The 14,022-nt window shown below is 63.5% G+C and carries 13 protein-coding genes and 1 tRNA gene; 4 read left to right on the forward strand and 10 right to left on the reverse strand.

Annotation, left to right across the window (positions count from 1 at the left end):
* The first annotated feature begins 61 nt into the window (after window positions 1-61).
* Entirely contained in the window at window positions 62-1,036 is a 975-nt protein-coding gene (locus ACQR3T_RS20825; protein ID WP_428694692.1) for an AraC family transcriptional regulator, read from the forward strand.
* A 16-nt stretch (window positions 1,037-1,052) separates the two neighbouring features.
* On the opposite strand, the gene ACQR3T_RS20830 is transcribed toward ACQR3T_RS20825, so the two are convergent.
* The 3 genes from ACQR3T_RS20830 to ACQR3T_RS20840 form a co-directional block, all read right to left on the reverse strand.
* On the reverse strand, window positions 1,053-1,784 hold the full coding sequence (locus ACQR3T_RS20830; protein WP_032404005.1) for an AAA family ATPase: 732 nt from the start codon (window positions 1,782-1,784) through the stop codon (window positions 1,053-1,055).
* A gap of 3 nt (window positions 1,785-1,787) precedes the next feature.
* On the reverse strand, window positions 1,788-1,964 hold the full coding sequence (locus ACQR3T_RS20835) for a hypothetical protein (protein ID WP_165430221.1): 177 nt from the start codon (window positions 1,962-1,964) through the stop codon (window positions 1,788-1,790).
* A gap of 62 nt (window positions 1,965-2,026) precedes the next feature.
* Window positions 2,027-2,103: transfer RNA gene (locus tag ACQR3T_RS20840), tRNA-Leu, on the reverse strand.
* A 120-nt stretch (window positions 2,104-2,223) separates the two neighbouring features.
* Between ACQR3T_RS20840 and ACQR3T_RS20845 the strand changes: the two genes are divergently transcribed.
* Entirely contained in the window at window positions 2,224-2,856 is a 633-nt protein-coding gene (locus tag ACQR3T_RS20845; RefSeq protein ID WP_032378977.1) for an ANTAR domain-containing response regulator, read from the forward strand.
* A gap of 173 nt (window positions 2,857-3,029) precedes the next feature.
* The gene (locus ACQR3T_RS20850) at window positions 3,030-4,364 is read left to right on the forward strand and encodes an ABC transporter substrate-binding protein (RefSeq protein WP_032378976.1); all 1,335 of its coding nucleotides are present in this window, start codon (window positions 3,030-3,032) and stop codon (window positions 4,362-4,364) included.
* A gap of 145 nt (window positions 4,365-4,509) precedes the next feature.
* Here ACQR3T_RS20850 and ACQR3T_RS20855 read toward each other — a convergent pair whose 3' ends face one another.
* From ACQR3T_RS20855 to ACQR3T_RS20870, 4 genes are read right to left on the reverse strand one after another with little or no spacing between them, the layout of a single operon-like run.
* Complete coding sequence (locus ACQR3T_RS20855; RefSeq protein ID WP_032378975.1) at window positions 4,510-5,313, reverse strand: ABC transporter ATP-binding protein; 804 nt, start codon at window positions 5,311-5,313, stop codon at window positions 4,510-4,512.
* Window positions 5,313-6,407, reverse strand: a complete 1,095-nt coding sequence (locus tag ACQR3T_RS20860; protein WP_428694693.1) for an ABC transporter ATP-binding protein — start codon at window positions 6,405-6,407, stop codon at window positions 5,313-5,315. The genes ACQR3T_RS20855 and ACQR3T_RS20860 overlap by 1 nt, the downstream gene beginning before the upstream one ends.
* Complete coding sequence (locus ACQR3T_RS20865) at window positions 6,400-7,389, reverse strand: branched-chain amino acid ABC transporter permease (protein WP_428694694.1); 990 nt, start codon at window positions 7,387-7,389, stop codon at window positions 6,400-6,402. Before ACQR3T_RS20865 ends, ACQR3T_RS20860 begins: the two co-directional genes overlap by 8 nt.
* 7 nt (window positions 7,390-7,396) lie before the next feature.
* Window positions 7,397-8,737 (reverse strand): branched-chain amino acid ABC transporter permease, encoded by a 1,341-nt coding sequence (locus ACQR3T_RS20870; RefSeq protein ID WP_052065943.1) that lies wholly within the window; start codon window positions 8,735-8,737, stop codon window positions 7,397-7,399.
* A gap of 260 nt (window positions 8,738-8,997) precedes the next feature.
* Between ACQR3T_RS20870 and polA the strand changes: the two genes are divergently transcribed.
* Complete coding sequence (polA, locus tag ACQR3T_RS20875; RefSeq protein ID WP_032378973.1) at window positions 8,998-11,739, forward strand: DNA polymerase I; 2,742 nt, start codon at window positions 8,998-9,000, stop codon at window positions 11,737-11,739.
* 110 nt (window positions 11,740-11,849) lie between these two features.
* Here polA and trxA read toward each other — a convergent pair whose 3' ends face one another.
* The 3 genes from trxA to ACQR3T_RS20890 all read right to left on the reverse strand — a co-directional run bounded on the left by trxA (window position 11,850) and on the right by ACQR3T_RS20890 (window position 14,020).
* On the reverse strand, window positions 11,850-12,221 hold the full coding sequence (gene trxA, locus ACQR3T_RS20880; RefSeq protein ID WP_032394311.1) for a thioredoxin: 372 nt from the start codon (window positions 12,219-12,221) through the stop codon (window positions 11,850-11,852).
* 87 nt (window positions 12,222-12,308) lie between these two features.
* Entirely contained in the window at window positions 12,309-13,307 is a 999-nt protein-coding gene (locus tag ACQR3T_RS20885) for a helix-turn-helix domain-containing protein (protein WP_032378971.1), read from the reverse strand.
* Window positions 13,308-13,513: 206 nt separating this feature from the next.
* The gene (locus ACQR3T_RS20890; RefSeq protein ID WP_032404008.1) at window positions 13,514-14,020 is read right to left on the reverse strand and encodes a 2'-5' RNA ligase family protein; all 507 of its coding nucleotides are present in this window, start codon (window positions 14,018-14,020) and stop codon (window positions 13,514-13,516) included.
* Window positions 14,021-14,022 lie beyond the last annotated feature (2 nt).

Genomic DNA, 14,022 nt, shown 5'->3' on the forward strand with positions numbered 1-14,022 from the left:
GGACAATGACTTATCGGCTCAAAAAGATGTCCGATCGTCCACGCTGTGAGACGATCGATCAATGCGTGGACTCGACCCGTGGAAGTCGCCCGATCCCCTCGGGGAGGCGCTGCACTTTCTGCGAATGACAGGATCCTTCTACTGCAGATCCGAGCTGTCCGGGTCGTGGGGTTTGAAGTTGCCGTCCATGGAAGACGCGCTCTGGTTCCACACCGTCGTCAGCGGGCGATGTAGGTTGTCGGTGCCGGGCGTCCCTACTCGCGACCTCCTTCCCGGTGACTTCGCTCTGGTTCCGCACGGCCGCGGGCACGTGCTCGCCAGCGATGACGACGCAGCAGTGAGTGCGCCTGTTGTCTACGACCTTCCGCACGACTACGTCAGCGATCGATACGCGGTCATCCGAAGCGGCAGCGGGGAAGCGAGCGCGACGCTCATGTGCGGCGCAGTTCGACTGGATCATCCGGCGGCGCAGCAACTCATCGGTGTGTTGCCTGCGCTCGTCGTCATCGATGCGGATTCGGGACCGCGGCAGTCTCGGATGCACTCGCTCTTGGCCATGGTCGCCGACGAGGCGACCTCGCTGGAGCCTGGGGGAGAAGCGGTCATCACCAGGCTGTCCGACGTGCTGGTGATCCAGGCTCTGCGGTCGTGGATGGCGGACGACGAGCGGGCACGGTCCGGATGGCTCGGCGCACTCGCGGATTCTCAGGTCGGCGCGGCGCTCGCCCTCATTCATCGAAACCCCGACGCGCAGTGGACGGTTGCCGCATTGGCTGCCGAGGTGAAGATGTCTCGTTCGGCGTTCTCTGCCCGATTCACCGAGTTGGTCGGTGAATCGGTGATGCGCTACCTCTCGATGTGGCGGATGCAGATCGCCCACGACAGTCTTCGGTCGGGCGATGTCTCGGTAGCCGAATTGGCCCGGCGCAGTGGCTATCTCTCGGAGGCGGCGTTCGGTAAGGCGTTCAAACGCGCGACGGGGTTGTCACCGGGGAGCGTGCGTCGTCGTCAGGAGGTCTCGCTGACGGCAGGGTGAGCGACGGGGCTGCAGGTCAGCCCAGCAGATGGCGGAGGTAGCTGTTCGGATCGTCGAGGTATCGACGCCAGTGCTGCACCAATTCGAGTTCGTCCCAGGTGCTTCGGCGCAGACCGTGTTCGCCCACTTCCACGATGTCCGCGCCCGGTGTCGAGGCCAGGATCGGAGAGTGCGTGGCACAGACGATCTGTGCCCCCTCGTCGCCCAGTTCGGACATCAGCGCGACGAGCTGCAGGCTTGCGGTGAACGACAGAGCCGACTCGGGCTCGTCCAGGACATAGAAGCCGGGTTCGGCCAGCATCGCACCGAACATGGCGAGGAAGCCTTCGCCGTGACTCATCTCGGCTGTGTTCTCTTCCCAGAAACCCGGCATACCACCGAGGTTTTCGGCCATGTCGAATGCGGTTTCGGCGCGGAGGAAGAAGCCGCGTTTCTGCAGTCGTGGGCCACGAAGCATTCGAGAGCCCCGCGGTGTGGTTTCCAACTCGAGCACCTCGCCGAGGGCGCTGGTCACCTCGTCGAGTCGACGCGACTGCTGCGCCGCCCGCCCGCCGCGGGCATCGATTCCGAAACCCTCGGCGATCGCCTCGACAAGGGTCGATTTACCGGAACCGTTGTCGCCGACCAGAATTGTGACCGGTGCCAGGAATTCGAGTCCGTCGCGAGCGAGGTCGGCGACTGCAGGCACGGTGAAGGGCCAATCCGATCCGACGTCGTCGGCATCGACGTAGGCGCGCTCTACGAACATGATTCAGGCGGTGACCAGGCGGTCGACGTAACCGGTCTCGTGAGCGGAGTCCGCGCTGCAGGTGTAGTACACCCACTGAGCGGACTGGTCCGCGGAATCTCCGAAACGGTGGTCGACCTTCTGCGCGCACAATTTGCCCGCGCTGGTGTCATGGCATCGAAGACTGCTGGGTATGTACATGACTCCACTGTAGGCGCGATCGTGGGCGGTCTTTACAGGCGTGACGATCGAACGCTGTGCTGTGGTGCCCTCGGTGAGACTCGAACTCACACTGGACGGGTTTTGAATCCGTTTCCTCTGCCAATTGGGATACGAGGGCTGGCGTCTTTCAAGCAACGATTGACGAGTTTAGAAGATGCGCTTTCGGGGGCGCGCACCGGTACCCTTCAGATGCTCGACGGCCCTGATGGGCGATGACTGTCAAAGGAGACCGATACAGATGAACGCTCCTGGTGCGCACGGTACTGGCAAGCCCCCGCTTCGGGTGGTGGTGGCAGAGGACGAATCCCTGATTCGATTGGACCTCGTGGAGATGCTCCGCGAAGAGGGCTACGACGTGGTCGGGGAGGCCGCGGACGGCCAGCAGGCGGTGGACTTGGCCGTCGAACTGCGTCCCGATCTGGTCATCATGGACGTCAAGATGCCGCGTCGAGACGGGATAGATGCGGCGTCGGAGATCGCCGAGAAGCGCATCGCCCCCGTCGTCATTCTCACCGCGTTCAGTCAGCGTGAGCTGGTCGAGAAGGCACGCGACGCCGGAGCGATGGCGTATCTGGTCAAGCCGTTCACCAAAGCAGATCTGATGCCCGCAGTGGAGTTGGCAGCCAGTCGTTTCAGCGAGATCTCTGCACTCGAATCCGAGATAGCCGATCTGCAGGATCGACTGGAAACGCGGAAGTTGATCGAGAAGGCCAAGGGCATTCTGATGGAGTCGCAATCGCTCACAGAACCGCAGGCGTTCAAGTGGATTCAACGCGCAGCGATGGATCGCAGAACGACCATGAAGGCGGTCGCAGAGGTTGTGATCGAGACACTCGGTACTCCTGCGAACAAGCCTGCGGCAGAGGGCTGATCGGCTCGCGAAAGCTACGGCCACGTAAAACTTCGTCTCTCTAGGTCACAGTCAGGTCACGAGCGTCGTTCTAGGCCTTGCGAATCGACTCCGAGCATTAGCGTCTGATCCACACGTGAGCCACATGTAACTCAGGTGCGCTTCAACGACGAGCAATTTCAAGGAGAACCTAGATGGCAATTCGGACCTATGTCCGCACGGCTGCGGTGCTGAGCGTCACCTCGCTCGCACTGTTCGGCTGTTCGTCGAGCGACGACTCCGGCTCGACCGATACCACCAGTGCCAGCGGCGGCACTGCAGCCGCGGAAACGACCGTCTCCACCGACTGCACGCCCGAGCAGGCCACTGCCGGGGCAACCCCCGACACGTCGCCTCTGGTGGTGGGAACCCTTCTCCCCGAGACCGGAACCCTGGCCTTCCTCGGACCGCCCGAGGTTGCCGGCGTTCAGTTGGCCGTCAACGACGTCAACGGTGCCGGTGGCGTCCTCGATCAGCCCGTCACCCTCATCCCCGGTGACTCCGGCGATACGACGACGGACACCGCCAACACCACGGTCGACCGCCTGCTCGCCGGCGGCGCGAACGTCATCGTCGGTGCAGCATCGTCCTCGGTCTCCCTCAAAGTGATCGACAAGATCGCCAGCGCAGGCGTTGTGGAGTTCTCGCCTGCCAACACCTCGGACCAGTTCGTCTGCTACCCGGACAAGGGACAGTACTTCCGTACCGCTCCCACCGACGTGCTGCAGGCACAGGCCCTTTCACAGCTGATCGCCGAGGACGGCGCGCAGCGCGTATCCATCCTCGCGCTCAACGATCCCTACGGCACGGGTCTGGCCAAGAACACCGCGGACAACCTCGAAGAGGCAGGCATCGCGGCAGACCAGATTCAGACGACCATCTACGACCCGAACGCACAGTCGTTCAACGCCGAGGTCGACGGCGTGAAGAACTTCAACCCGGATGCCGTTGCCATCATCGGCTTCGAGGAGTCCGCGAAGATCATCACCCGTATGCACGAGATCGGCATCGGACCGTCCGACGGCACGGCAGTGTTCGGCGTCGACGGCAACATGGGTAATGCGCTCGGTGAGTCTGTGGCAGCAGGTCTGCTGGACACCATGCGTGGAACCACCCCGTTGACCGATGTCGGAACGGCCTTCCAGGACCGCCTCAAGGGAGTCGACCCGGCGCTGGTGGACTTCAACTACGCCGGTGAGTCCTACGACGCAGTGGTCATCTCGGCACTCGCAGCCGAGCAGGCGAAGTCGACGGCAGGCACCGATATCGCTGCCAACATCAACAGCATCACCAAGGACGGCACCAAGTGCACGAGCTACGCCGAGTGCCTTCCGCTCGTCAAGGCCGGAACGGATATCGACTACGACGGAATCACGGGCGCGCTGAACTTCAGTGACGCAGGTGAGCCCGCCACCGGTTCCTACGGCAACCTGGTCTTCGGACCGGACAACAAGCTGACGACGGACGGATACATCGTCGTCGGTGAGTGATCTGTAACCGACACACAGGCACTGGGCCCGAGTCCTCGATCAGGACTCGGGCCCAGTGTTGTGTGTACCCGCCGATGCGGGTGCAAAGACGAAGCCCCGGTTCGACATCGAGTCGAACCGGGGCTTCGTCGTAGACGAAGAAGATCTACGTCTTCTTCTCCTTGCTTCCGGCCAGTGTGCCGAGGTACAGCTCGATCACCTTCGGATCGTTCATCAACGCAGGACCGGTATCGGTGTACGCGTTGCGGCCCTGATCGAGAACGTAGCCGCGGTCGCAGATCTGAAGGCAGCGACGAGCGTTCTGCTCGACCATGATGATCGAGACCCCCGCCGCGTTGATCTTCTTGCAGCGGATGAACACCTCGTCCTGGAACATCGGCGACAGTCCGGCCGACGGTTCGTCGAGCAGCAGTACCGAGGGCTCCATCATCAGTGCGCGTCCCATGGCGACCATCTGTCGTTCGCCACCGGACAGTGCGCCTGCCTTGACCTTCTTGCGCTCTCCGAGCAGGGGGAACAACTCGCTGACGAACTCGAAGCGCTCGCCGAACTTCTTGGGACGCAGATAGATTCCCATTTCGAGGTTCTCCTCGATGGTCAGCGACGGAAACACGTTCTGGGTCTGCGGAACGTATCCGACGCCCTTCGTGACCAGCACGTGCGCCTCGGCAGAGGTGATGTTGTCACCGCGTAGCTTCACGCTGCCCTCGCGCACGGCAACGAGCCCGAAGAGCGTTTTGAGCAATGTCGACTTACCGGCACCGTTGGGCCCGATGATGCCGACGATCTCGCCGTCGTTGAGGAAGAAGTTGCATTCGCTGAGGATGTTGACGCCGGGGATGTAACCGGCGACCAGCCCGTCTGCGCGCAACAGTGCACCTTCGGCCAGGCGAGCGTGCTCCTCGGGTGTGGCCGCGAATTCGGCCGGCGTCAATGTCTGTTCGCTCATCAGTTGTCCTCCTTGGCCCGGTGCGAGCCGCCCTCGGCGACGTCGGGCGTCACTGGGCTGACGAACTCCGGTTCCGAAAGATCGCCTCCCGCTTCGAGTTCTTCCTTCTCGGCCTGTTTCAGCGCCTCCGCCAGTTCGGCGGTTGCTCCGACCGGATTGCCGTCGGCGTCGAACTCGAGAGCCTGATCGTGGTGGCTGCCGAGGTAGGCGTCGACGACAGCACCGTTGTTTGAGAGTTCCTCCGGCGTGGACTCGGCGATGATGCTGCCCTGAGCCATCACCACCACCCAGTCACTGATGTCGCGGATGACGTCCATGTCGTGTTCGACGAACACCACGGTCATACCGTCGTCGCGCAGCGACTTGATGTGCCCCAGAAGTGATTGCGTCAGAGCAGGATTGACCCCGGCCATCGGCTCGTCGAGCATGACCACCGACGGATCGGTCATCAGCGCACGTGCCATCTCCAGCAGTTTGCGTTGACCGCCCGACAGTGATCCGGCCAGGTCGTCGGCCTTGGCGTCGAGCTTGAAGCGACCCAGCAGTTCGTAGGCGCGTTCGGTGATCTGACGCTCCTGGGCCTTCCACGTCCACGGCATGAACGTGTTGATCATGCGCTCGCCGCGCTGACCTGTTGCGCCCAACCGAACATTGTCCAGCACAGTCAGTTTCGACAGCGCTTTGGTCAACTGGAACGTGCGCACCACACCCTTGCGGGCCACCTGGTGCGGGTGCATTCGGCCCAGCTCCTGGCCATCCATCGACCAGGTCCCGGTGTCGGGGCGATCGAATCCGGTGAGCAGGTTGAACAGCGTGGTCTTACCCGCACCGTTCGGACCGATGAGACCGGTGATGCAGCCGCGCTGGATTTCGAGGTGCGCCACGTCGACGGCTTTGAGGCCGCCGAAGGTGCGGGACACGCCGTCGACCACCATGGTGGCGTCGGGTTTCGGCGCGCCGGGTTCGTTGGGCACACCGGCGAACAGGGCGGCGCGTTGATCGCTCGACAACGCCTGGGCAGCGCGTGATTCGAGTGTGCTGGCTTTCTTGCTCGGTGCAGCCGTTTCAGCAGCATCCTTGCTCAGGTCAGGCATTGAGTTGAACCTCTCGCTTGTTGCCGAGAATGCCCTGAGGTCTGAACACCATCAACACGGCGATCAGGATTCCCAGGAGCACGAATCGCGTGGCACCGACCTGGGCACCGGTGAGGTTGAGGACCGGGTCGTCGCCGGAGATCAATTGCCGCAGAATCGCATCGGGAATGGACAGCAGGAACCAGAAGAGCATCGCGCCCAGTACCGGGCCGAACACTGTTGCCGCCCCACCGAGAATCAGTGCGCCGAAGGCGAAGAACGTCTGCGCCGTCGAGTAGAAATCGGGGTTGATGGACTGAGTCTGCAGTGCGTTGAACACACCGCCCATACCGCCGATGACGCCGCCGAGAACCAGCGCCTGCATCTTGTAGACGAAGACGTTCTTGCCCAGTGAGCGGGCGGCGTCCTCGTCTTCACGGACGGCCTTGAGTACACGCCCCCACGGGCTGTGGGTCAGCAGGTAGATCACTCCGCACAGGAGCAGCACCAGTGTCCAGCCGACGAGCATGGCCCACAAGTCGTTACCCAGGAAGCGCACGCCGATGAAGCTGTACGACTTGCCGCCCTCGAACGGGCTCATACTGGTGAACGGGCCGGCGAAGCCGGTGATGCCGTTGGTCGACTTGGTCACCGAATCCGTTGCGGTCGAACGGAACACCAATCGCAGGATCTCCGAGGCCGCGATGGTGACGATCGCGAGATAGTCGGCTCGCAGTCGCAGAGTCGGAATACCGAGAACCAGAGCAAGCAAGCCTGCCGCGGCGAGACCGACCAGAATGCCGAGCCACAGTGGCTGCTCGTAGGTGATCGTGGTGATGCCGACGCCGTAGCCGCCGAGCAGTGCGAAGCCGATCTGCCCGAAGTTGAGCAGTCCGGCGTAGCCGAAGTGCAGGTTCAGGCCGATGGCGAGCAGAGCGTAGAAGATGGCCGACGGTCCGACCAGCTGAGCGAGTGAGATCTGAAGTGCGCCGATGATATCCATGTGGTGGTCACCCGATCCTTTGTCGCGAGCCGAGGATGCCCTGTGGTCGGACGACGAGGATGAGAATCAAGACGAGCAACCCTCCGATGTATTTGAGATCGGGATTGATGACCAACGTCGACCACTGGACGAGCAGACCCACGATGACGCAACCGAGGAATGCGCCGTAGGCCGTTCCCAGTCCGCCGAGCGTGATTCCTGCGAACATCAGCAGCAGGAGCTTGAAGCCCATCTCCCACTGGACGCGTCCGCCAAGTTCGGAAAGTCCGAAGAGCACGCCGCCGAGCGCGGCCAGGCCGCCACCGAGGCACCAGACGAACGTGACGACACGCTCGACGTTGATGCCCGAGGACGCGGCGAGATCACGGTTGTCGGCCACCGCTCGCATGGCCTTGCCGATCTTGGTGCGCTGCAACATCAGTGCAACGCCGACCAGGACGACGACGCTGATGATGATGCACGCCAGATTGACGTTGGTGATCGACAGTGGGCCCCAGTTGTTCTCGGTCTGGGCCTGGTAGTCGTCGAAGGGCTCGGAGCGATCCGAGAAGAAGATCAGGATGAGGTAGCGCAGTGCGATCGCAAGTCCGATCGTCACCACGAGCTGTGCGATCAGGCCGGTTCGACGCTTGCGCAGTGGTCGCCAGATCAAGGCATTGTTGAGCCATCCGATCGCGACTCCGACGATGATTGCCAGCACCGTGGCCGGAATCAGCTGTATTCCGAGGCTCACGTTGAAGAACCACGCCGCGACGGCCCCGAGGGTGACGAGTTCACCGTGCGCGAAGTTGGTCAGGCCGGTGGTGCCGAAGATCAGGCTCAGCCCTACCGCCGCCAGAGCGATGACCAGGCCGAAACGGAAACCGTCGACCGTGGTGCGAACGAACTTCTCGTAGAACGGAATGCTGGTGGCAGTTCTGGCTTCACCGAACGAGAAGATGACGGTGTTCGAACGCCCGGCCTGAACGTCACGCTGGACTTCTGCCTGGACGCTCACCCCGTCGGGAAGCGTTTCCTGGACCACCTGGAATGTGTATGTCCCGGGAGACAATTCGAGAGTCCAGCGGCCGCCGGTTTCACTGGTGGTTCGAGCGACTTCGGTGCCGCTCGCGTCGAGCGCCGCGACATCGACGCCGACGAGTCGCTCGCCGGCGTTGTTGAGAGATCCCGCGACGCTGACGGCGTCTGCGGGGGGTGCCTGCTCGGCACTTGTCCCCGGCGCAGCCGGGGGAGTGGGCGTAGGTTCCTGGGCCAACGCCGGCGCACTGAACAGCAGCGCGGCGATCGAACTCAGAACGGCGAGTAGGAGTGTTCGCTGAAGTAGCCGAACGGCAGATCTTGCGCGCAACCTCGGCGGTTGCACCTTTCTGGTCCATCGAACATTTGGAGCCACGCACGTCCTCCGGACGGTTGTCGTTGAGTCACGGGTTGGGGATTTACTGCAATTGTCGGACTCTATCCGTTGAAACGACGCAAAATCGGCGACTGAGATTTCCGGAAAGTATCGGTTGTGTTTCGCGGTGCACGACGCTCGTCGTGAGGGCGAGCGCGTCGCCGAGCGAGCATCCGGGTACGCGTTGTCGGACCCGCTACCTAGACTGGTCAACCGTGAGCCCAGTAACCGAGAAAAGCGCAGCGCCCGCGGCCGAGACCGATGCGAAAGCAGGCGGGGAGCGTCCCACTCTGCTCCTCATCGACGGCCACTCCATGGCGTTTCGCGCGTTCTTCGCGCTGCCTGCGGACAACTTCAAGACCACAAGCGGTCAGTCCACCAACGCCGTGTACGGATTCACCTCGATGCTGATCAATCTGCTGCGAGACGAGAAGCCGACGCACATCGCCGCGGCCTTCGACGTCTCGCGGCAGACCTTCCGCGCCGAGCGGTTCCCCGAGTACAAGGCCAACCGGAGCAAGACCCCCGACGAGTTCGCAGGCCAGGTGGACATCACCAAGGATGTGCTCGGGGCCATGGGCATCCCGGTGATGGCAGAGGCCGGATTCGAGGCGGACGACATCATCGCCACCCTGGTGACGCAGGCGGAGGCGCTCGGCTACCGCGTTCTCGTGGTCACCGGCGACCGCGATGCATTGCAGTTGGTGACCGACAACGTGACGGTGTTGTACCCGCGCAAGGGGGTTTCGGACCTGACCCGGTTCACCCCCGAGGAGGTCGCCGGCAAGTACGGGTTGACGCCGTCGCAGTATCCGGATTTTGCTGCCCTGCGCGGAGATCCGAGTGACAACCTGCCCGGCATTCCCGGCGTGGGCGAGAAGACGGCGACCAAGTGGATCATCGAATACGGTTCGCTCACTGCCCTCGTCGACAACGTGGACAAGGTCAAGGGCAAGGTGGGAGACGCACTGCGCGCCAACTTGTCGAGTGTGGTGCTCAATCGCGAGCTCACCGAAATGGTGCGTGATGTGCCGTTGCCGTACACCCCCGATCAGCTCGAACTTGCCCCATGGGACCGCGAGAAGATCCACGCACTGTTCGACGATCTGGAATTCCGCATTCTTCGGGACCGACTGTTCGAGACGCTCGCGTCGGTCGAGCCCGAAGCCGAGGAAGGCTTCGACGTCCGCGGTGGCATCGTCGCCCCGGGCGAGTTGGCCGAGTGGTTGGAAGAACACGCGTCCGACGGCCGCCGCAGCGGCCTGTCCATTCTCGGTCCGCGCAGGCCCTTCGACAGTGACGCGACTTCCCTGGCCATCGCCGCGGCCGACGGGGAAGGCGCGTTCGTGACGACAACAGCCCTCGACGAATCCGACGAGCGCGCGCTCGCGGCCTGGCTCGCCGATCCGGCGCAACCCAAGGCGCTGCACGAGGCCAAGTGGGCGTTGCACGCGGTGCGGGGGCGTGGCTGGACCCTCGGGGGGTTGACCACCGACACCGCCCTGGCCGCGTATCTCGTTCGGCCCGGTCAGCGTTCGTTCAACCTCGACGACCTGTCGTTGCGCTACCTCAAGCGAGAGCTCCGTGTCGAGGATGCGGGTGAAGGCCAGATGTCGTTGCTCGATGCCGAGGACACCGCTGACGCGGTATTCGCCGAGGGCGAGATCCTCAAAGCACGGGCCGTCATCGACCTGGCCGAGGCCCTGGACGCCGAGCTCGCTGCCATCGAATCGACCACCTTGCTCTCCGAGATGGAGCTGCCGTTGCTGACGGTCTTGGCCGATGTCGAAGCAACCGGCATCGCCGTCGACAGCGACCACCTGCGTTCGCTGCAGTCCGGTTTCGCCGCGCAGGTCGACGAGGCCGCGAACTCCGCGTACGGCGTGATCGACAAGCAGATCAACCTCGGGTCACCGAAGCAGTTGCAGGTGGTGCTGTTCGAGGAACTCGACATGCCCAAGACCAAGAAGACCAAGACCGGTTACACCACCGATGCCGATGCGCTGCAGGGGTTGTTCGAGAAGACCGAGCATCCCTTCCTGAAATTCCTGCTCGATCACCGAGACGCGACACGCATGAAGGTGACGGTCGACGGCCTGCTCAAGTCCGTTGCCGACGACGGACGCATCCACACCACCTTCAACCAGACCGTTGCGGCCACCGGGCGGTTGTCGTCCACCGAACCCAACCTGCAGAACATCCCGGTGCGCAACGAGGCAGGACGCCACATCCGGGACGGCTTCGTCGTCGGGGCGGGTTACGACACCCTGCTCACCGCCGACTACAGCCAGATCGAGATGCGCATCATGGCGCACGTGTCCGGCGACGAGGGTCTGATCGAGGCGTTCAACACCGGTGAGGACCTCCACAGTTTCGTCGGTTCCCGCGCGTTCGGGGTCCCGATCGAGGAGGTCACCCCCGAACTGCGTCGTCGGGTGAAGGCGATGTCCTACGGATTGGCCTACGGGCTCAGCGCATTCGGCCTCGCCGCGCAGCTCAAGATCTCCACCGAGGAGGCGAAGCAGCAGATGGAGGCGTACTTCGCGCGGTTCGGCGGTGTCCGCGACTACCTGCGCAACGCCGTCGAGGAAGCGCGCAAGGTGGGGTACACCTCGACCCTGTACGGCAGGCGTCGGTACCTACCGGATCTCAACAGCGACAACCGTCAGCGTCGAGAGGTAGCCGAGCGCGCTGCACTCAATGCTCCGATCCAGGGCACCGCCGCCGACATCATCAAGGTCGCGATGATCGATGTGCACCGCTCACTCGCCGAGTCGACTCTGGAGTCGCGCATGCTGTTGCAGGTACACGACGAACTGGTGCTCGAGGTCGTCGACTCCGAGCGCGAGGAAGTCGAAGCGCTCGTGCGGAACAAGATGTCGTCGGCGATCGAACTCTCGGTGCCGCTCGAAGTGTCGGTCGGTACCGGCCGAAGCTGGGATGCCGCAGCTCACTGAATCGGGCCAGCCCACTGAATCGGGCCAGCTCACTGATCCAACCCGTGGCACAGCGAAGGGCCGCTCACCGAACTCGGTGAGCGGCCCTTCGCGTTGTGCTGAGTGCAGAACTACTCCGCTGCGGGAGCCTGCTCGGCGATCTGCTGGCGTACGACGTCCATGTCGAGTGCCTTGATCTGTCCGACAAGGTCTTCGAGCGCAGGTGCGGGCAATGCACCGGGCTGTGCGTAGACGAGGATTCCCTCGCGGAACGCCATGATCGTCGGGATCGACTGGATCTGTGCTGCCGCAGCGAGACCCTGCTCGGCCTCGGTGTCGACCTTGGCGTGCACGACGTCGGGGTGAGCGTCAGACGACTTCTCGAATGTCGGGGCGAACTGGCGGCAGGGGCCGCACCAGGATGCCCAGAAATCGACCAACACCACGTCGTTACTGGTGACGATCTCGTCGAAATTCTGCTGAGTCAAAGTCTGAGTGGCCACGCGGTCCCTTTCGATTGATTGCGCTTCTGGTGTGTCTCAACGCAGGTACTCGCCTGAATCTTCCCGGCTGCGTCGGAGCGCGGCGTGTCAGGCGGGCTGGGGTGCGGCGCGGAACGTCCGGCGGTACGAGTTCGGGGTGGTGCATCGCAATCTCACGAAGTGCTGCCTCAGAGCGGCGGCGTTTCCGAAGCCGACCACCTCGGCGATCGAATCCATCGGCAGATCGGAGTTCTCCAACAACTGCTGCGCGGCCAGCACGCGTTGATCGTTGAGCCACCGCGCGGGCGTCGTTCCGGTTTCGGCCGCGAACCTACGCGCAAAGGTGCGTGCCGACATGTTCACTCGTGCTGCCAGTCGCCCGATCGTCAGCTCGGAGTCGAGATTCTCGGTCATCCAGTCCAGCAGCGGTGCCAATGTCTCGGTGTGCGTGGCGGGCAGGGGACTGGTGACGAACTGAGCCTGGCCACCGTCGCGATGCGGCGGGACGACCATTCTGCGGGCGATCCCGTTGGCCACGACACTGCCCTGGTACTTGCGCACGATGTGCAGGCACAGGTCGATTCCGGCGGCTGTGCCTGCGCTGGTGAGGACGTTGCCTGCGTCCACGTAGAGGACGTTCGGATCCACCTGAGCCAGCGGGTATTTCGCGGCCAGCGACGCCGAATGCCGCCAATGGGTCGTGCACGGCCGATTGTCGAGCAGCCCTGCCTGGCCCAGCACGAACGCACCGTTGCACAGGCTGGCGACCATGGCACCTCGGTCCACCGCCGCACGGAGTTTGGCCAGCAAGGGCTCGATGGACGAGTTGTATCCGATGCCGCACACATAGCTGCCGTCGTCCGCCGCCTCGGTGCCGCCGGCCGGAATGATGATCAGGTCGGCGCTGTCGAGACTGTCGAGATCGTGTGGCACGTCGATGGTGTAGCCGACGCGGGTGCGGATCGGTTGGGGGACACCCGCGATCAGGGAGAAGTCGTAGGTCGGGAGGCCCTCGTCCGAGCGGTCGAACCCGAACACCTCGCATGCGACGCCGAGCTCGAACTGTTCGGTCAACGGCATCAGCGCAACGACCACTCGTTTCAGCATGCGACGAGTATGGCAGAAATTCGAGGATATGTGGCGTTACTGCCACTCGTGGAGACTCTCCGCAGGTAGGACGCTAGGTGCATGACAATTGTATTGGTAGTTGTGCTGTCGTTCCTGGCCATCGATGCTCTCGTGGTCGCAGGCTTTGCTCCCGACACCCACGCGGAGGTGACACAGTTCGGCGACTTCACCTTCTGATGTTGCGGTCAGCCGATTCGCCACTCGCGCTTGGCCTCGCCGTCCCAGCGACGCAGGGCCACGGCAGAGCCCACCAGGTCCTCGATGCTCGTCGACAACAGTCGTACGGCGGTTCCCGCCTCCTCGGACGTCAATCGCCGGGCCAGTGTCACGTGCGGTGTCCATCGGCCGGGGTCGAGGTGATCGAGCGAGTCTTCGCCCACGGCCGCGTGCATCCTGGCGTGCAGATCGAGCAACTCGCTGGTCGGAACGACCAGGCGTGCCAAGGTGATCGCCCGACCGCCGAACACGACGAGGCCGCCGAGGCGCACATCGAACGGATCGAAACGAACGGCTGCGCCGTCGTCCACCGCGACGGGCATCGACGCTGCCACCGCGACGGTGATGTGCGGTCGGTTCGATTCACCTCGGTGCCGATTCTGGCTCGGGAGGCCGGCATCCGACAGCGCCGCCCACTCGCGGCGAACCGCAGCATCGAGGCCGGAGTCGAGTAGAAGTTCTGCGGACTGCACCATGG

It is taken from the genome of Rhodococcus sp. IEGM1428, from assembly GCF_050321865.1.
Classification (GTDB): domain Bacteria; phylum Actinomycetota; class Actinomycetes; order Mycobacteriales; family Mycobacteriaceae; genus Rhodococcoides.

Bases quoted from the DNA above. Each gene is read 5' to 3' on its own strand.
- ACQR3T_RS20860 (WP_428694693.1), bottom strand. From the start codon at position 6,407: ATGCCTGACCTGAGCAAGGATGCTGCTGAAACGGCTGCACCGAGCAAG.
- ACQR3T_RS20830 (WP_032404005.1), bottom strand. From the start codon at position 1,784: ATGTTCGTAGAGCGCGCCTACGTCGATGCCGACGACGTCGGATCGGAT.
- ACQR3T_RS20885 (WP_032378971.1), bottom strand. From the start codon at position 13,307: ATGCTGAAACGAGTGGTCGTTGCGCTGATGCCGTTGACCGAACAGTTC.
- ACQR3T_RS20835 (WP_165430221.1), bottom strand. From the start codon at position 1,964: ATGTACATACCCAGCAGTCTTCGATGCCATGACACCAGCGCGGGCAAA.
- ACQR3T_RS20855 (WP_032378975.1), bottom strand. From the start codon at position 5,313: ATGAGCGAACAGACATTGACGCCGGCCGAATTCGCGGCCACACCCGAG.
- ACQR3T_RS20890 (WP_032404008.1), bottom strand. From the start codon at position 14,020: ATGGTGCAGTCCGCAGAACTTCTACTCGACTCCGGCCTCGATGCTGCG.
- ACQR3T_RS20850 (WP_032378976.1), top strand. From the start codon at position 3,030: ATGGCAATTCGGACCTATGTCCGCACGGCTGCGGTGCTGAGCGTCACC.
- ACQR3T_RS20845 (WP_032378977.1), top strand. From the start codon at position 2,224: ATGAACGCTCCTGGTGCGCACGGTACTGGCAAGCCCCCGCTTCGGGTG.
- ACQR3T_RS20865 (WP_428694694.1), bottom strand. From the start codon at position 7,389: ATGGATATCATCGGCGCACTTCAGATCTCACTCGCTCAGCTGGTCGGA.
- ACQR3T_RS20825 (WP_428694692.1), top strand. From the start codon at position 62: ATGCGTGGACTCGACCCGTGGAAGTCGCCCGATCCCCTCGGGGAGGCG.